Genomic DNA, 17834 nt, shown 5'->3' with positions numbered 1-17834 from the left:
CCATCGGAGCGAACTGGTCTAGACATGGCGGCACCGCGCCGCCGATCCGGCCTAGGGCATCGCCAGCTCGACGCAGTTGCGGCCGGAGCGCTTGGCGCGGTGCAGCGCGGCGTCGAGCCGCTCGAGCACGGCGCTGACGCCCTCGTCCGGCGCCACCTGCGCCACCGCCAGGCTGATGGTGACGGTGTCGCAGCCGGGCAGCTCGGTGTCGGCGATGGTGGCGCGCAGCTTCTCGGCCAGCTTGAGCGCGTCGACCGCGCCGGTGTGGGTGGCGACGATCATGAACTCCTCGCCGCGCATGCGCGCCAGCGTGTCGGAGGTGCGCAGCCGCGCCGAGACGGTGCCGGCCACCACGCGCAGCGCCTGGTCGCCGATGGGATAGCCGTACAGGTCGTTGACGGAGCGGAAGTTGTCGATGTCGAAGGAGATCGCCGCCAGCTCCAGGCCGTAGCGGCGGGCGCGGCGGATCTCGTTGTCGAGGATCTCCTCGCCCTTGCGCCGGTTGGCCGCGCCGGTCAGCGCGTCGACCGTGCTCATCTGCGTCAGCCTGCCGGCCAGCGCGTCGTTCTGGTGCTTCAGCTCGCTCATCCCCAGCGCGAAGCTGACGAACTGCGCCAGGCTGGCGAAGCAGGCGAACTGCTCGCGCGAGAACTGCAGGTGGCGGTCGAACATGAAGCTGATGGCGCCCTGCACCGGGCCGCCCGGCTCGTTGCGCAGCGGCAACGCCAAGACCATCTGCACGTCGCGGTCGTGCAGGCTCAGCGCCAGCTCCGGGTCGCCGGCCTTCTCCGGCGCGTCCAGCAGCACCATCTCGCCCGTCGCCACGGCCAGCAGCGGCGGGAAGATCTCGTGCAGCGGCGACTGCAGCAGGCGGTCGCGCCGGCCCATCAGGCGGCCGATGTCGAGGTGGTTGCGCGACTCCTGCGCCATCAGTTGCAGGTCGCCGCGCTCCTTCATGTGCAGCAGCGCCGTGTGGCGCACGCCGGGAAAGCTGCACAGCGCCAGGCAGACCTGCGAGGCCATGATGCCGACCTCGTCGACGCTGCCCAGCGCCCGTTGCAGGCTGCGCTGGATGGTCAGCAGGTCGCGCAGCTCCTTCTCCTTGTCGAGCAGCACCTGCTGGGCCGAGGCGGCCGCGTCGAGCGGCGCGGCCAGCGCCTGGCGTACCGCCTGCTGCGTCTCGGCGGCCAGGATGGGCGTGATGCGGTAGTGCAGCGGGCCGCAGGCCATCAGCTCGGGCAGCCAGCAGCTGCCCACGTAGGGGCACAGCACCAGCGTCGGCGCGCCGTTGCGGCCACGGATCAGCGCGCCCACGGCGGCCAGCTCGACCGCTCCCTCGAAGCCGCCCAGGTCGACCACCATCAGGTCGACCTTCTGCCGGCCGAGGGCGGCCACGGCCGTGTCGATGGTGTCGGCCAGCAGCAAACGGCCGAACATCTCGCCGCATTCGGACTGGAACGCGGTGCGGCGCTCGCCGGCCAGGTTGAGGAACAAGCCGACGTGGTCGCGTCGGCTATCGGGATCGGCCATGTCTCATCTCCGGCAAAGTGCGTTTTTATTGGAATGGAATGCTTCATAGTGTGCCATAAAGTTCATAGTTGGCAACCTTTTTTGTGTTGCGCCGCCGCCTCGCCCGCCCCGATGCGCCACCACCTGTTCCGGCTTAGCGGCAAGGAACCGGCCGCTTGCGCCCCGACACCGCATGCCGGCGCGGAAATGAAAAAACGGCGGAACGCCCGCGCGTCCGCCGTTTTTCGTTTGCCGCCAGCCAGGCCTACTGCGCCGCGCTATCCCAGCCGCCGCCCAGCGATCGGATCAGCGCCACCGTGGTGACGGCGCGGTTGCCGCGCAGTTGCACCGCGCTGCGCTCGACGCTGGCCAGGTTGCGCTGCGCGTCGAGCAGGTCCAGATAGCTGGAGCGGCCGGCCGTGTACAGCTTCTGCGCCAGGTCGGCCGAGCGGCGCGCCGACACCACGGCGTCGTCGATCTGCGCCGTCTGTCCCGCCAAGATGCGCAGGCCGGCCAGGTTGTCCTCGACCTCGGCGAAGGCCGTCAGCACGCTTTGGCGGTAGCTGCCGACCGACTCCTCCAGCGCCGCCTCGCTGCGCGCGACGTTGGCCTTGTTGCGGCCGCCGTCGATCAGCGGCATCGACATCAGCGCGCCCAGCAGCCAGGAGCGGCTGCTCCACTTGAACACGTCCGAGAAGGTGTCCGACACGCCGCCGCCGTTGGCGTTCAGGGTCAGCGCCGGGAACATGGCGGCGCGGGCCAGGCCGATGCGGGCGTTGGCCGCCTCCATGGTGCGCTGGGCGGCGGCGATGTCCGGCCGGCGCTCCAGCAGGGTCGACGGCATGCCCTGCGGGATGGTCGGCAGCAGCGCCGTGTCGAGCAGCGGGCTGGCGCCGGCCGTGAAGGCGGCCGCCGGTTTGCCCAGCAGGACCGCCAGCGCGTGCTCGGTGGTGACGCGCTGGCGTTGCAGGCCGATCGCCTCGGCGCGGCTGGTGGCCAGCTCGGTCTTGGCGCGCGCCAGGTCGAACTCGCCGATGTCGCCCAGGTCGAAGCGGCGCTGGTTGACCTTGACGTTCTCCTGGCGCAGCTCGACGGTGCGGTTCAGCGTCTCCAGCTCGGCGTCGGTGGCGCGCAGACGGAAGTAGGTCTGCGCCACGTCGGCCTGCACCGCCAGCAGCACCGAGCGGTAGGTCGCCTCGACCGAGGCGGCGTCGCTGCGGGCGGCGCTGACGTTGGAGCTGACGCGGCCGAACAGGTCGACCTCGTAGCTGGCCGTCAGGTTGGCCGAGTAGCTGGTGGCCGGGGCCACCGCGCTGCCCTGCGCCAGGCCGAGCGACTGCGCCGAGGCGCGGCTGCGCTGGGCGCCGACACCGACGCCGATCTGCGGCACGCGGTCGGCCTCGGCCACGCCGGCGATGGCGCGGGCCTGCTTGACGCGGGCGGCCGCCACGGCCAGGTTGGCGTTGGCCTTGGTGGCCTCGCCGATCAAGCCGTTCAGGGCCGGATCGTTGAAGGCCAGCCACCACTCGCCGCGCGGCTGGGCTTCGGCCGCCTTGGCCTGTTTCCACTTGCTGCCGTCGGCGGCGGTTTGCACCAGCGGCGTGGCCGGCGCCTGGTCTTCCTTGTACGCGGCCGGTACGTCCATCTGCGGCTGCTTGAACTCCGGCGCGGCGCAGGCGCTCAGCAGCAGCGCCGCCGTCAGCGCCGACAGGGCCGGCGCCAGGCCTTGCGGTAATGTCATGCGTTTCATATTAGTGAGTCCCTTCCAGTTTCACCGCGGCCGCATCGGCCGCGACGGATTTTTTCTCCAGGCGCTTGGCCAGGGTGCGCAGCAGCACGTAGAACACCGGCGTCAGGAACAGGCCGAAGAAGGTCACGCCCAGCATGCCGGCGAACACCGCCACACCCATCGCGTGGCGCATCTCGGAACCGGCGCCGTGCGAGAACACCAGCGGCACCACACCCATGATGAAGGCGATCGAGGTCATCAAAATCGGCCGCAGACGCAGGCGGCAGGCTTCCAGCGCCGCTTGCACCGTGGTGCGGCCGTGGTCTTCCAGTTCGCGGGCGAATTCGACGATCAGAATCGCGTTCTTCGACGCCAACCCGACCAGCACGAACAGCGCGATCTGGGTGAAGACGTTGTTGTCGCCGTGGGTCAGCTTGACGCCGATCAGGGCGCACAGGATGGACATCGGCACGATCAGGATCACCGCCAGCGGCAGGGTCCAGCTCTCGTATTGCGCGGCCAGCACCAGGAACACCAGCAGCACGCACAGCGGGAACACATAGATCATCGTGTTACCGGACAGGATGTCCTGGTACACCAGCTCGGTCCACTCGTAGGTGATGCCCTTCGGCAGAACCTCGGCGGCGATCTTGGCCAGCTCGGCCTGCGCCTCGCCGGACGACACGCCGGGGGCCGGCGCGCCGTTCATCTCGGCCGAGACGTAGGCGTTGTAGCGCTGCACGCGGTCCGGGCCGTAGCTGTCCTTGACGCGCATCAGCGACGACAGCGGGATCATCTCGCCCTTGTCGCTGCGCACCTTCAGTTGCGCGATGTCCTCGGCGTGCGAACGGAACTTGGCGTCGGCCTGGACGCGCACCTGGTAGGTGCGGCCGAACTGGTTGAAGTCGTTCACGTACAGCGAACCCAGGTTGATCTGCAAGGTTTGGTAGATGGTCTGCAGCGGCACGCCCAGTTGCTTGGCCTTGGCGCGGTCGACGTCGGCGAACAGCTGCGGCACGTTGATCTGGTAGCTGGAGAACACGCCGGCCAGCTTGGGGTTCTGCCAGGCCTTCATCTGCACCGCCTGCACCGCCTTGTACAACTCGTCGTAGCCCAGGTTGGCGCGGTCCTCGATCATCATCTTGAAGCCGCCCGTGGTGCCCAGGCCGTTGACCGGCGGCGGCGGGAAGACCATGATGAAGGCGTCCTGCACGGCGCCCATGCGCTTGTTCACCTCGGCGGCGATGGCGTCGCCGCTCTCGCTGGCCTTGGTGCGCTCGTCGAAGGGCTTCAGGGTGATGAAGACGATACCGGCGTTGGGCGCGTTGGTGAAGCCGTTGATCGACAGGCCGGGGAAGGCCACCGACGATGCCACGCCGGGAACGTTCATGGCGATGTCGGACATGCGGCGGATCACGCTGTCGGTGCGGTCGAGCGAGGCGGCGTCCGGCAGCTGGGCGAAGCCGACCAGGTACTGCTTGTCCTGCGCCGGCACGAAGCCCGGCGGCACGGCCTTGAACATGAAGGCGGCGGCTGCGGCCAGCAGCACGTACACGCCGACCGAGGCGCCCTTGCGGCGCAACACGCCCTTGACGCCGGTCTCGTACTTGCTCGAGGCGCGGTTGAAGAAGCGGTTGAACCAGTTGAAGAAGCGGCCGAACAGCTTGTCCATCAGGCGGGTCAGTGCGTCCTTCGGCGCGTCGTGCGGCTTCAGCAGCGCGGCGGCCAGGGCCGGCGCCAGGGTCAGCGAGCTGAAGGCCGAGATCACCGTCGAAATGGCGATGGTCAGGGCGAACTGCTTGTAGAACTGGCCGGACAGGCCGGAGACGAAGGCGATCGGCACGAACACGGCGCACAGCACCAGGGCGATGGCGACGATAGGACCGCTCACCTCTTTCATTGCCTGCAGCGTGGCGTCGCGCGGCGTCAGGCCGTTGGCGATGTTGCGCTCGACGTTCTCCACCACCACGATGGCGTCATCGACCACGATACCGATCGCCAGCACCAGCCCGAACAGCGACAGGGTGTTGATCGAGAAGCCGAAGCCGAGCATCACCGCGAAGGTGCCGATGATCGACACCGGCACCGCCAGCAGCGGGATGATCGAGGCGCGCCAGGTTTGCAGGAAGATGATCACCACCAGCACCACCAGGGCCACCGCTTCGAGCAGGGTATGGATGACGGCCTTGATCGATTCGCGCACGAACTGGGTCGGGTCGTACACCACGTCGTAGTCGACGCCTTGCGGGAAGTCCTTTTTCAACTCCGCCATTTTGGCGCGCACGTCGGCCGACAGCTGCAGGGCGTTGGCGTTGGGTGCTTCAAAGATGCCGATCGCCACCGCCGATTTGTTGTTCAGCAGTGAGCGAAGGGCGTAAGAGTTCGAGCCCAGCTCGACCCGTGCCACGTCCTTCAGGCGCGTCAGGGCGCCGTCCGCGTTGGTGCGCACGATGATGTCGCCAAACTCCTCGACCGATTGCAAACGGCCCTGGGTGTTGACGGTCAGCTGGAACTCGCTGTTTTTGTTCGGTGCCGCGCCGATGACACCGGCGGCGACCTGCACGTTCTGCTCGCGGATGGCGCCGACCACGTCGGCCGCCGTCATATTGCGCGCGGCGACCTTCTGTGGGTCGAGCCAGATCCGCATGGCGTAGTCGCCCGAGCCGAACAGATTGGTTTCGCCCATGCCGGGAATGCGCGCCAGCTGGTCCTTGACGTTCAGGATCGCGTAGTTGCGCAGGTACAGGTCGTCGTAACGGCCGTCCGGCGAGACCAGGTGGACCACCATGGTCAGGTTGGGCGAGGACTTCACGGTGGTCACACCGATCTGCCGCACCTCTTCCGGCAGCCGTGGCAGGGCGCGCTGGACGCGGTTTTGCACCTGCGTTTCGGCCTGCTCGACGTTGGTGCCGATCTTGAAGGTCACGGTCAGCATCAGCGAGCCGTCCGAGGTGTTTTGCGAGTCCATGTAGAGCATGTTCTCGACGCCGTTGATCTGCTCCTCCAGTGGCGCGGCCACGGTTTCGGCGATGATCTTCGGGTTGGCGCCCGGGTACTGGGCGCGCACCACCACCGAGGGCGGCACCACGTCCGGGTACTCCGAGATCGGCAGCTTGAAGATCGCAAGCAGGCCGGCCACGAAAATGATGATCGACAGTACAGCCGCGAAAATCGGCTTGTCGACAAAGAAGCGGGAAAAGTTCATGGTGTTTATTCCTTGGTGGTCGTCGCCGCCTTGGCCGCGACCTTGGCGTCTTTCGCCTCGGTTTTGGCGGCGGGCTTGCTATCCGGCGTGGTGGCGGGGGCGGTCGGATCGAAATCCATGGCCACGGTTTGCGCCGTGACGGGGGCGCCGGGGCGCACCCGCTGCAGGCCGTTGACGACGATCTTCTCGCCGGCCTTCAGGCCCTCGCGCACCACGCGCATGCCCTCGATGGTCTGGCCCAGCTTGACCGGACGGTATTCGGCCTTGCCGTCGGCGCCGACGACGAAGACGAACTTGCGGTTCTGGTCGGTGCCGACGGCGCGCTCGTTGATCATCAGCGCGCTGGTGACCTCCTTGCCGCCGTTGCCGGCGCCCAGCTGGACGCGGGCGAACAAGCCCGGCACCAGCGCGTTGTCGACGTTGGCGAAGGTGGCGCGCATGCGCACGCTGCCGGTCTGCGGGTCGAGCTGGTTGTCGACGAAGTCGAGCTTGCCTTCGTGCGGGTAGCCGCTCTCGTTGGCCAGGCCGACCTTGACGATCACCGCCTCGCCCTTGTGCGACTGGGCGCCGACGCGCAGGAAGGTGTCCTCGTCGCCCTCGAAGCTGGCGTAGATGCGGTCGGTCGAGACCACCGAGGTGAGGATGGCGGCGCCGTCGATCAGGTTGCCGACGGTGATCTCGGCCTTGCTGACGCGGCCGTTGATGGGCGACTGCACCTGGGTGTAGTTCAGGTTCAGCTTGGCCGCTTCGAACTGGGCCGAGGCGGCGCGGGCGTTGGCGTCGAGCTCCTTCAGGCCGGAGGCCTTCTCGTCGTACTCGCGCTGGGCGATGGCCTTGTCGGCCAACAGCTTCTCGGCGCGCGACAGCTCCAACTTGGCCAGGTCGGCCTTGGCGCGGGCCGACGAGGCGGCCGCCTCGGCGCGGTTCATCTCGGCCTGGTAGGGACGCGGATCGATGACGAACAGCACGTCGCCCTTTTTGACTTCGCTGCCCGGCTTGAAGTTGACGGCGGTGATGAAGCCGCTGACGCGCGAACGGATCTCGACCCGCTCGACGGCCTCGATGCGGCCGGAGAACTCCTGCGTTTCGGTGATCTGCTTTTCCACCACCACGGCGGCGGAGATCGGCGGACCGCCGGCGGCCGGCGCTTCCGCCGTCTTGCCGGTGGCCGTGTCGCAACCCGAAAGGCCGAATGCGGCCAGTCCCGCCAGCGCCATGGCGGCGGCCAAAGGCCTTGCCGCGACGGTCAATTGTTTAATGTTTTTCATGTTGATTCCTTTTTGTATGAAAATATTTAATAAAGATGGCGAGCCCGGCCCACTCGGCGACATTTCGAGAAAGCACGGTCCTGCGGCGCCCCCAGGGCTGGTGGCGTCGTTCTACTCGTTACTGCGGATTACTGCTGAAGGGGTGGGAAACCCTGTCAGGCCGGTGAGTCCGGCCTATCCAGGCTCGCCATGAAGCCGGCGATTTCCCCGAGCGCGATGACTTTGCAGGCGCATTCGTTGCGTGCCCCCGGCTCCTGCAGGGGGGCGGGCGGCAGCCGGCTGACGGTGGTCTTGACGCCACAGGCGATCAGCTTGCTGCCATATTGTTCTGCTTCGTCCCGCAGGGGGTCGTCCTCCGCCGACAGGATCAGCGCCGGCGGCAGGTTCTTCAATCGACTCGACTGCAGCGGCGAGGCGTACGGATGGGTCCGGTCGGCCGCGTTCGGCAGGTAGCCGCGATAGCCGGCGGCGCAGGCGTCGGCCACCTCGACCATCTCGCGCGCCGACGGCAGCTCGCGCATCGAGCAGCTGCTCAGGCCGGGATCGAGCATCGGCATGATCAGGATCTGGCCGGCCAGCGCCGGGCCGCCGCGGTCGCGCGCCATCAGCGTGCAGACGGCCGCCAGGTTGGCGCCGGCCTCGATGCCGGCGACGATCAACTGCTTGCCGCTCCAACCGAGCTTGCCCTTGTGCTTCTTGGCCCACAGCAGGACGGCGTGGGCGTCCTCGACTGCGGCGGGAAACGGGCTGACCCCAGCCAGCGTGTAGCTGGAGGCCAGCACTAACTGTTCTGCATTGCAGCTCACCAGATGGCGCAGGAACATGTCGGCGTCTTCCAAATCGCCGCCGACGAAGCCGCCGGCGTGGAAGAAGACGATCAGCGAGTCGCGCTTGGCGGTCTCGCCATGCGAGTACAGCCGCGCCGGCAGTGCCGTCTGCGCGCCGTTGACCGACAGGTTGCGGATCTTCAGGTCGGCGGCCAGCGGCCACTGCTCGACTTGCTGCGCCAGCGCTTCGCTCATTAGCGCACCGCCGTCTGCTTGGCGGCGGGCACGCCGGCGGTCGACTCGAACTCGTCGACACAGGCCAGGCTGCTGTCGCTGCTCACTTGGAGGGCCAGGGCACGGTAGCCGTTCGCCTCGGCCTGCGCCGCGTGCGAATACTCGTCCGTGTACACGATGCTGGCCAAGGCGACCGAACTGAGCGCAAGCGCGATCGTCGCAAAGAATCCATCTCGATATGCCATGATATTTCCCTCCCAGTGAACGGCGAACTGCCGGAGCTGCTTGGATTCCTGTTGAACCCATGGTGCAGTACAGCAATCATAGACTTGATCTACAATCAGATAAAGAGTGTAAAATCGAATTGATTGTTCAGGAATCCGAACAATGAGGATGAAAGATGAATAAACTACAAGCGATGGAAGTGTTTGTGCAGGTGGTCGACTCCGGCGGCTTCACCCGCGCGGCCGAGAATATGCAACTGCCCAAGGCTACCGTGTCGACCTTGATCCAGGCGCTGGAGGCGGCGCTGGCGGTCAAGCTGCTGCACCGGACCACGCGCATGGTCAGCGTCACCTCCGACGGCGCCGCCTATTACGAGCGCTGCCTGCGCATCCTGTCGGACGTGCGCGAGGCCGAGGAGTCGCTGTCGCGCACCCGCCTGAGCCCGAGCGGCCGGCTGCGCGTCGACGCGCCCACCGGCCTGGCCGGCGACATCCTGATCCCCGCCCTGCCCGACTTTTTCGCCCGCTACCCGGACATCACGTTGGAACTCGGTTGCAGCGACCGCACCGTCGACCTGATCGAGGAAGGCGTCGACTGCGCCGTGCGCGGCGGCGCGCTGATCGACACCAGCCTGATCGCGCGGCGGGTCGGCATCATCCACTTCGTCACCTGCGCCGCGCCGGCCTACCTGGCGCGCTTCGGCCGGCCGACCCATCCGACCGATTTGGAACGCCACCAGTGCATCAACTACTTCTCGGCCCGCACCGGCAAGATCTTCGACTGGGACTTCGCCCGCGACGGCGAGCAGTACCGCATCCCCCTGCCCGGCCGCATCGCCCTAAACGACTCCAACGCCTACCTGGCAGCCGGCCTGGCCGGCCTGGGCATTCTGCAGATGACCAACTTCCTGCTCGAGCCGATGCTGGCCGACGGCCGGCTCGAGCTGCTGCTGCCCGACTGGACCTCCGAGCCGCTGCCGGTGCACGTGGTGTATCCGCAGAACCGCCACCTGTCGGCCAAGGTGCGGGTGTTCGTCGAATGGGTCGCCGAACTGTTTTCCAACCACCCCGGCATGCGCCTGCCCAAGGCATCGGCGCGCCCCACCACCTTCGAGGTCGCCATATGAACGCAGCGCCTGCCCACCACATCGTCTTCCTCGACCGCGCCAGCCTGGTCGCCACGCTGCGCGCACCGGCCTTCGCCCACCGCTGGAGCGAATACCCGAGTACAAGCGCAAGCACAAGCGCGAGTACAGGCGCGAGCAGCGACGCCGCGCTCGACGCCACCGATCCGGCCGGCGTGGTCGCGCGCCTGCGCGGCGCCAGCATCGCCATTACCAACAAGGTGCCGCTGCGCGAGGCCGCGCTGGCCCAGTTGCCGGAGCTGAAGCTGATCGCCGTCGCCGCCACCGGCACCGACGTGATCGACCTGGCGGCCTGCCGGGCGCGCGGCATCGCCGTCTGCAATATCCGCAACTACGCCGTGCACACGCTGCCCGAGCACACCTTCGCGCTGATCCTGGCGCTACGGCGCAACCTGCTGGCCTACCGCGCCGACGTCGAGGCCGGCTTGTGGCAGCGTTCGAGCCGCTTCTGCCTGTTCGAGCACCCCATCGCCGACCTGGCCGGCAGCACGCTGGGCCTGGTCGGCTACGGCGCGCTGGGCCAGGCGACGGCGCGGTTGGCGCGCGCCTTCGGCATGAAGGTGATCGTGCACACCCGCTCGCCGGTGGACGACGCCGAGGTGCGCCAGGTGGGCTGGGACGAGCTGCTGGAAACCGCCGACGTGATCAGCCTGCACCTGCCGCTCAACGACAAGACGCGCAACATGATCGGCGCGCCCGAGCTGGCGCGCATGAAGCGCAGCGCGCTGCTGATCAACACCGCGCGCGGCGGCCTGGTCGACGAGGCGGCGCTGGCCCAGGCGCTGGAGGGCGGCGTGATAGCCGGTGCCGGCTTCGACGTGCTGACGCAGGAGCCGCCGCCGGCCGACAACCCGCTGCTCCTGCTGCGCCTGCCCAACTTCATCCTGACGCCGCACAACGCCTGGGCCAGCGGCCAGGCCATGCAGGCGCTGGCCGACCAGCTGGTCGACAACATCGAGGCGTGGGCGGCGGGACGAGCGCGCAACGTCGTGGTGGATGGAAACACGGGCATCTCCGCAGACTAGATACATGAACCACGCCGATGCGCTCAAAGCGCTGATTCGGATTGCCGAGGAGCGACGCGCATCCTGTCTTTTGGATGAGCCAGGGCAGATGGTATAGTGCTTGTATGAGAAATGCGGATGACGACACCGCCTTCCGTTCGACGGGACGGCGCCGCAAAGAAAAAGCCCCGCAATGCGGGGCCAGTCTTTGAATAGCTGGGGGAACAAGCCAATTGGACTGATCAGTTAGACTGCAGTATCCGTTCGGGTCGAACCCCTCGTAGAGGGTGTACCAGCAAGTTTGCGTTTCCACTTACTAGCCGAGCCACCATCGTATCGCCTATGACACCCTCTGTCAATCCGCTCGAAAACCTCGCCGTCGTACGTCTGCTCGAATTCCTGTCCGAGCGCAGTCCCTGGAACCGATCCCTCTGGGGTATCGGCGTGGTGTTGGCACTGGATGAATTGTATGAGGGCTGCGCCGCCATGGCCCAGGGGCATCTCAGCGAAGCGTCCATCAAACGACTTATTTCATCGCTAAACAAGCGCGTCGGCCTCCATCCAGGATTCACCGGCGCCGAGAAGAAGCTGCTGAATCTGCACCTCCAACAGGTGCCGCGCCCAGATAGCGTGGCGCACTACATCATCCGACAAATATCCTCCATCGTTTCGGCCGATTATTTGACCAGGTGGGGTCGCGTGCTTGCCTCCGGAATTTTCAATGTCGAACTTTTTGCGCGCAGTGTGGCGGCTCATCTGCTCGATGCCGGATTCTCCGAGCAGTACTTGCATGATTTCATCAACACGCGCATTCAAAGGAGCATTCCCTTTTCGCTGGCGCGGCTGTGCGATGACCTGCAGCAAGAAATGATCGCTAGCCCTCCACGCGAAATCGAAGTGCTACTCGCGTTCGGGTCAGTACCAAGGCTGCGCAATGGCGTGCCGCCGTCATGGCTGCAAGGACCGACAATCATCGCCTGGCTGAGAACTCACGGCTTCGACACTGCCGGCGTCCGCGCCCCTGCGGCGCTTGTTCTCAGGGTCAGGGCGCGTGACGCCATCGGGGCAGCGCAAGTAGCGCGTAGCGAATCCGACCGTTACGCCGCACGAACGTTGCTGGCCACAGGCCACCCCTTGAATCGATTACCCAAGCTTTGGGTCGCGGGCAGCACGGCACCGGTCGATCTGGACCATGAGCGGCGTGGCGTCGAAGTGCGGGAGCTGTACCGAGAGGACCGGACAAGCAACCGCGAGCGTTCACGCTTGATCGGCGGCATGATCATCGACGGGAGCATGCCTGCGTTGCCTGGCTTAAGCGACCAAGCGGCCGTGACGCGGATGCGAAAATTGTTCCATAGTCCCAAAGTTGAGTTGGAAACGATCCGCGAGGTGATTTCCGATTCCTTTCACCGGCTGTACAGGCAGAGGAACCTCATTTTGCATGGAGGAAAGCTCGATAGCGTAGCGCTCACCCCAGGATTGCGCACGGTGGCAAAACTCGCCGGGGCCGGGATGGATCGAGTCACACACGGCCACTATGTCCAGAATCTAAAGCCGCTCGAACTGGTGGCCAAGGCCAACATAGCTCTTGCCCTGGTGGATGCCACCAACCCGCTCGCTTGCGTCGAACTGCTCGAAGCGAGTTGACGATGCGCATCAAATGCAGATCGGCAGACTTGGAACACGGGTTGCCACTCCTAATCCGTGTAGTTCGCTTCGGCCGCGATTTCCGCCGGCAAGGTGATGTGGAAGCGCTGTAGTTGCTTTCTGCTGAAGAGGAAGCGGCCCCGGTCGGCGGTGACGGGGTAGATGGTTTCCGGCGCCGTGCCGGACAAGATCCTCAGCGCCAGGTCGGCCGCCGCCCTGCCTTGCTCCTTGCCGTACAGGACCAGGCCGCCTATGGCCTTGTCCGCGCCGACCGAGAAATCCCAGAAACAAAAAACCGGCACCGGCGCCTTGTCCGAGGTCCAGCGCACCGCCTCGTCGCTGGTGTTGACACTCTTGCCGCTGGCGTCGTGCACGGCCTGATACAGGCCGATGAAAATGACGTCATAGTTCTTCTTGGCGTTCAATACTTCCGTTTGCCATTGCTCCCACCGATCGACCAATTTCAGCTCGACGCTGACGCCGTTGATCGACTGCCGGTGTTTGCCGTCGAAGGTTTCGCGCAGCACCACTTGCGAGGTGACGTCGGTGTCGAACAACACCAGGGCGCGCTTGGCCTTCGGCAGGATTCCGCTGACGAAGACGATGTTGCGCTTCAGCGCGGGCCGCTCCAGCACGCCGGTGATGTTCTTGATGACGGAGGCGTCGAAGTACTTGCGCGGATTGTTGTTGATGCCCAAATAGACCACGGGAACGGTGGTCGTGCCGAGGCGTTGCGCCAGCAACTTGAGGGCGGCGTCGTCGCCGAGTACCACCAGGGCCGGACGGAGCGCCTGAAAGCGGCGCCAGGCCTTGTCCGCCATCGCCGCGTGCTGCGCCTTGGGTAGGCGCTTGGTATCCATTTGAAAGAACTCAAGTTGATACTTTTTGCCGAGCGTCGCTTGCAGCGCCTCCTTGTAGCCGGCATCCCACGGGAACTCGGCGTGGTAGCTTTCGATGACGAGGATGCTCTCGGCGGCGGCGGCGCGCGGCGGAGCGCCGCTGACAAGCAGCACGCAGACCACCACCAGATAGCGGAAAACGCCCATCATCATCCCCGAAGTGTGTGCCCGCGATGCAGCGGAGCTGCATATTGCACACCATAACTTATCACATCGGTCATTGCCGCCGGCAAGCTGCGGCGGGGGCGCTATCCAAGTCTAGGCGCCCGGTTCGCCCAGGCGGCGCAGCGCGCTGCCGCGCCGCTCGTCCTCCTGCGCGTTCTCGGCCATGCTCTTGCGCACGAACTCGATGTGCTGGCGCGCCGCCTGCGCCGCCGCCTCCGGCTTGCGCTCGCGGATCGCCAGCCAGATCGCCCGGTGCTGCGCCTGCAGGCAGTCCCAGCGCGGCGGCTGCGCGTGCAGGTGCTCCAGGTTGCGCGCCACGTCGCTGTGCAGCACCTTCATCAAACTGGCGCTGAGGTGGCCGATCAGCGCGTTGTGCGCCGCCTCGGCGATCACCTGGTGGAAGGCCGCGTCGATGCCGATGCAGGAGTCCAGGTCGCCGTCGGCATACATCGTCTCCAACTCGGCGTAGGCGGCGTCGAGGCGGGCGAGGTCGGCCTCGGTGGCCCGCTCGGCCGCCAGCGAGGCCGCCTGGCTTTCCAACATCTGGCGAAATTCGAGCAGGTCGCGCTGCAGCGCCGGATGGCCGCTGAGCATCTGTTGCCAGGGGTCGACAAAATGCGCCTCCAGCCGGTCGGTCACGTGGGTGCCGCCGCCGTGGCGCGTGGTCAGCACCTTGTCCACCAGCTTCTGTATGGCCGCGCGCAAGGACGGGCGCGACACGCCCAGTTCGAGCGCCAGGTCGCGCTCGGAGCCGAGCCGGTCGCCCGGCTTGAGCGAACCTTCGAGGATGCGTTTTTCTAGGTCGTTGGCGACGATGTCGGACAGGCGGGGAACTGCGGGGCGTTGGGGCATCGGCGTTTTCAGAGGTAAGACCACTTTCCATCATATTTAGCACCTTCCGATCTGTCAACCCGAGTTGTCCGAAACGAGTTGCCGACAACCTGTTGTACAAACGCACTGCCCAAAGATAAGGCATTGACAAGCCATTTCCATGCCTCTATAGTTCACCGCATAAAGTGGTAAGACCACTTTACCAGAAGAAAAAAGACAGCCAGAAGGAGACAAACGATGCAAGCCAATCGGCGCTATCCGCCCCAGCCACGCCACGCCCAGATCATCGGCAATGCCACGCCCGCCCCGCTGAGACAGGGCCGGGGCGAAGCGCGCCAAGCGCGCCAAGCGGGGCAAGCATGAAAGCCCTGATCGCCGCCATCGCCCGCATCCTGCCGGCCAAGCAGGTCGTCACCGACCCGCTGCGCCGCCTGGCCTACGGCACCGACGCCAGCTTCTACCGCATGACGCCGGCCGTGGTCGCCGTGGTCGAGTCCGAGCAGCAGGTGCAGGCGCTGCTGGCACTGGCGCGCGAGCACCGCCAGCCCGTCACCTTCCGCGCCGCCGGCACCAGCCTGTCCGGCCAGGCCGTCACCGACAGCGTGCTGGCCCTGATCGGCGAGGGTTTCGCCAATTGCGACGTGGCGCCGCACGGCGCCACCGTGCGCTGCGGCCCCGGCATGGTGGGCGCGGCGGTGAACGCGCGCTTGGCGCCGTTCGGCCGCAAGATCGGCCCGGACCCGGCCTCGATCAACACCTGCAAGATCGGCGGCATCGCCGCCAACAACGCCTCCGGCATGTGCTGCGGCACGGCGCAGAACAGCTACCAGACGCTGGCCGGCATGCGCGTCGTGCTGGCCGACGGCACCCTGCTCGACACCGAGGACGCCGCCAGCGTCGCCAGCTTCCGGCTCAGCCACTCGGCCCTGCTCGCCGAATTGGCGGCCCTGGCCGACGCCACCCGCGCCGACCCGGCGCTGGCCGCGCGCATCGCCCACAAGTACAAGATCAAGAACACCACCGGCTACAGCCTCAACGCCCTGCTCGACTACCGCGACCCGGTCGACATCCTGGCCCACCTGATGATCGGCTCCGAGGGCACGCTCGGCTTCATCTCGCAAATCACCTACAACACGGTGGTGGAAGACCCGTACAAGGCCAGCGCGCTGGTGTTTTTCGCCGACATCGACGCCGCCTGCCAGGCGGTGATCCGCCTCAAGCCGCAGCCGGTGGCGGCGGTCGAACTGCTCGACCGCGCCGCCCTGCGCTCGGTGCAGGAAACGCCGGGCCTGCCGGCCGTGATGCGCACCCTGGGGCCGGACGCCGCCGCCCTGCTGATCGAGGTGCGCGCCGACACGGCCGCCGGCCTGCAGCAGCGCATCGCGCTGGCGCTGGGCGCCATGGCCGAGATCGCCACGCTGGAGCCGGCCGCTTTTTCCACCGACGCCGACACCTGCGCCATGTATTGGAAGGTGCGCAAGGGCACCTTCCCGTCGGTGGGCGCGGTGCGCGCCGCCGGCACCACCGTCATCATCGAGGACGTCGCCTTCCCGATCGAGTCGCTGGCCGCCGCCACGCTCGACCTGCAGGCCATGTTGCTGCGCCACGGCTACAGCGAGGCGATCATTTTCGGCCACGCGCTGGAGGGCAATCTGCACTTCGTCTTCACCCAGGATTTCGCCAGCGACGAGCAGGTGCAGCGCTACGCCCGCCTGATGGACGAGGTCTGCCTGCTGGTGGTGGACAAGTACGACGGCTCGCTCAAGGCCGAACACGGCACCGGGCGCAACATGGCCCCCTTCGTCGAGAAGGAATGGGGCAAGGACGCCACCGAGCTGATGCGCCGCATCAAGCGCGCCTTCGATCCGCTCAAGCTGCTCAACCCCGGCGTCATCCTCAACGACGATCCGCAGGCCCACCTGCGCCATCTGAAACCGATGCCGGCCGCCGAGCCGGGCATCGACCGTTGCATCGAGTGCGGCTTTTGCGAGCCGATGTGCCCGTCGCACCAGCTGACCCTGTCGCCGCGCCAGCGCATCGCCAGCTGGCGCGAGATGTCGGCCCGCGCCCTGGCCGGCCTGGACGACGAGGGCATGCGCGACGCCTTCGACTACCAGGGCATCGACACCTGCGCCGGCTGCAGCCTGTGCGCCACGGCCTGCCCGGTCGGCATCGACACGGGCGGCCTGATCCGCCTGCTGCGCGGCCGCGCCCAAGGCCCGGTGGCGCGCCAGCTGGGCAGCTGGAGCGCCGACCATCCGGCCGCCGTGGCCGGCCTGTCGCGCGCCGCGCTCAAGGTGGGCCGTGTGGCCGCCGGCGTGCTCGGCGAAACGGTGCTGTCGCGCCTGTCCGGCGGCGCCTGGAAGCGCGGCATGCCGCGCGCCGGCACCACGCCGCCGCCGCCACGGCCGCCGCAGCCGCAGTTGCAGTCGCAGCAGCCGCCACGCCAGGCGGCCGGCGGCGGCGACCCGGTGGTGTATTTCCCGGCCTGCGGCGGGCGCATCTTCGGCGCCAACCAGGGCGGCGAGCCCGGCCTGGCCGAGGTCATCATGACGCTGCTGGCGCGCGCCGGCTACGCCGTGCGCCTGCCCGAACGGGTCGACACGCTGTGCTGCGGCCAAATGCTGTCCAGCAAAGGCATGGACGAGGACGCCAAGCGCATGTCCGACGCCGTCTGCGCCGCGCTGCTCAAGGCGGCCGACGACGGCAACGGCGGCTACCACCCGGTCATCATGGACGCCAGCTCCTGCTCGGCGCGCATGCACGCGCAACTGGCCGGCCGCCTGCGCCTGCTGGACTTCCACGAGTTCGCCCACGACGCGCTGCTGCCGCGCCTGCGCATCACCCGCAGCGCCGAGCCGATCGCCCTGCACATCAATTGCAGCGTGCGCGGCGCCCAGGCCGACGGCAAGCTGCGCCGCCTGGTCGCGGCCTGCACCGAGCAGATGATCGAACCCGACGGCGTGCTCTGCTGCGGCTTCGGCGGCGACCGTGGCTTCGTCGTGCCCGAGCTCAACGCCCACGCGCTGCGCAAGGTCCACGCCGCCCTGCCCAGCAGTTGCTGCCAGGGCGTGTCGACCAACCGCACCTGCGAGATCGGCCTCACCGCCGAGACCGGCCGCAACTACCGCTCGGTCGCCTACCTGCTGGAGGAATGCAGCCGCGGCGACGGCAAGGAGCTGTGCTGACCCCTTAGTGTTTTGCGAA

At 67.1% G+C, this 17834-nt stretch carries 12 protein-coding genes; 4 read left to right on the top strand and 8 right to left on the bottom strand.

The annotated features are described in order from the left end of the window. Positions 1–51: 51 nt before the first annotated feature. The 6 genes from QC826_RS10105 to QC826_RS10080 form a co-directional block, all read right to left on the bottom strand. Positions 52–1530, bottom strand: coding sequence for a GGDEF domain-containing protein (locus QC826_RS10105; protein ID WP_279765481.1), 1479 nt, complete (start codon positions 1528–1530; stop codon positions 52–54). Positions 1531–1774: 244 nt separating this feature from the next. Continuing rightward, on the bottom strand, positions 1775–3259 hold the full coding sequence (locus QC826_RS10100; RefSeq protein ID WP_279765480.1) for an efflux transporter outer membrane subunit: 1485 nt from the start codon (positions 3257–3259) through the stop codon (positions 1775–1777). Position 3260: 1 nt separating this feature from the next. Then, positions 3261–6443, bottom strand: coding sequence for an efflux RND transporter permease subunit (locus tag QC826_RS10095; protein ID WP_279765479.1), 3183 nt, complete (start codon positions 6441–6443; stop codon positions 3261–3263). Between the two features lie 5 nt (positions 6444–6448). Continuing rightward, the gene (locus QC826_RS10090; protein ID WP_099416997.1) at positions 6449–7711 is read right to left on the bottom strand and encodes an efflux RND transporter periplasmic adaptor subunit; all 1263 of its coding nucleotides are present in this window, start codon (positions 7709–7711) and stop codon (positions 6449–6451) included. A gap of 155 nt (positions 7712–7866) precedes the next feature. Next, a complete protein-coding gene (locus QC826_RS10085; RefSeq protein ID WP_279765478.1) occupies positions 7867–8733 on the bottom strand; it encodes an alpha/beta hydrolase in 867 nt (288 codons plus the stop codon). Beyond that, complete coding sequence (locus QC826_RS10080; RefSeq protein WP_093389780.1) at positions 8733–8957, bottom strand: hypothetical protein; 225 nt, start codon at positions 8955–8957, stop codon at positions 8733–8735. Before QC826_RS10080 ends, QC826_RS10085 begins: the two co-directional genes overlap by 1 nt. A gap of 155 nt (positions 8958–9112) precedes the next feature. Here QC826_RS10080 and QC826_RS10075 point away from each other — a divergent pair, with 155 nt between their 5' ends. The 3 genes from QC826_RS10075 (at position 9113) to QC826_RS10065 (ending at position 12732) form a co-directional block, all read left to right on the top strand. Next, a complete protein-coding gene (locus QC826_RS10075; RefSeq protein ID WP_279765477.1) occupies positions 9113–10063 on the top strand; it encodes a LysR family transcriptional regulator in 951 nt (316 codons plus the stop codon). Next, positions 10060–11106, top strand: a complete 1047-nt coding sequence (locus QC826_RS10070; RefSeq protein ID WP_279765476.1) for a D-2-hydroxyacid dehydrogenase — start codon at positions 10060–10062, stop codon at positions 11104–11106. The genes QC826_RS10075 and QC826_RS10070 overlap by 4 nt, the downstream gene beginning before the upstream one ends. 321 nt (positions 11107–11427) lie before the next feature. After that, entirely contained in the window at positions 11428–12732 is a 1305-nt protein-coding gene (locus tag QC826_RS10065; protein WP_279765475.1) for an integrase, read from the top strand. Positions 12733–12782: 50 nt separating this feature from the next. Here QC826_RS10065 and QC826_RS10060 read toward each other — a convergent pair whose 3' ends face one another. Both QC826_RS10060 and QC826_RS10055 read right to left on the bottom strand, forming a co-directional pair. Continuing rightward, positions 12783–13784, bottom strand: a complete 1002-nt coding sequence (locus tag QC826_RS10060) for an ABC transporter substrate-binding protein (protein WP_279765474.1) — start codon at positions 13782–13784, stop codon at positions 12783–12785. 105 nt (positions 13785–13889) lie between these two features. Beyond that, positions 13890–14648, bottom strand: a complete 759-nt coding sequence (locus QC826_RS10055; protein ID WP_279765473.1) for a FadR/GntR family transcriptional regulator — start codon at positions 14646–14648, stop codon at positions 13890–13892. Positions 14649–14986: 338 nt separating this feature from the next. Here QC826_RS10055 and QC826_RS10050 point away from each other — a divergent pair, with 338 nt between their 5' ends. Continuing rightward, a complete protein-coding gene (locus QC826_RS10050; RefSeq protein WP_279765472.1) occupies positions 14987–17815 on the top strand; it encodes an FAD-binding and (Fe-S)-binding domain-containing protein in 2829 nt (942 codons plus the stop codon). Positions 17816–17834: the final 19 nt, after the last annotated feature.

The sequence above is a fragment of the Rugamonas sp. DEMB1 genome, assembly GCF_029834475.1.
In the GTDB taxonomy this organism is placed as follows: Bacteria; Pseudomonadota; Gammaproteobacteria; order Burkholderiales; family Burkholderiaceae_D; genus Rugamonas; species Rugamonas rubra.
Note: the sequence above shows the minus strand (reverse complement) of the source record. Positions and strands in the feature narration are given on the sequence as shown.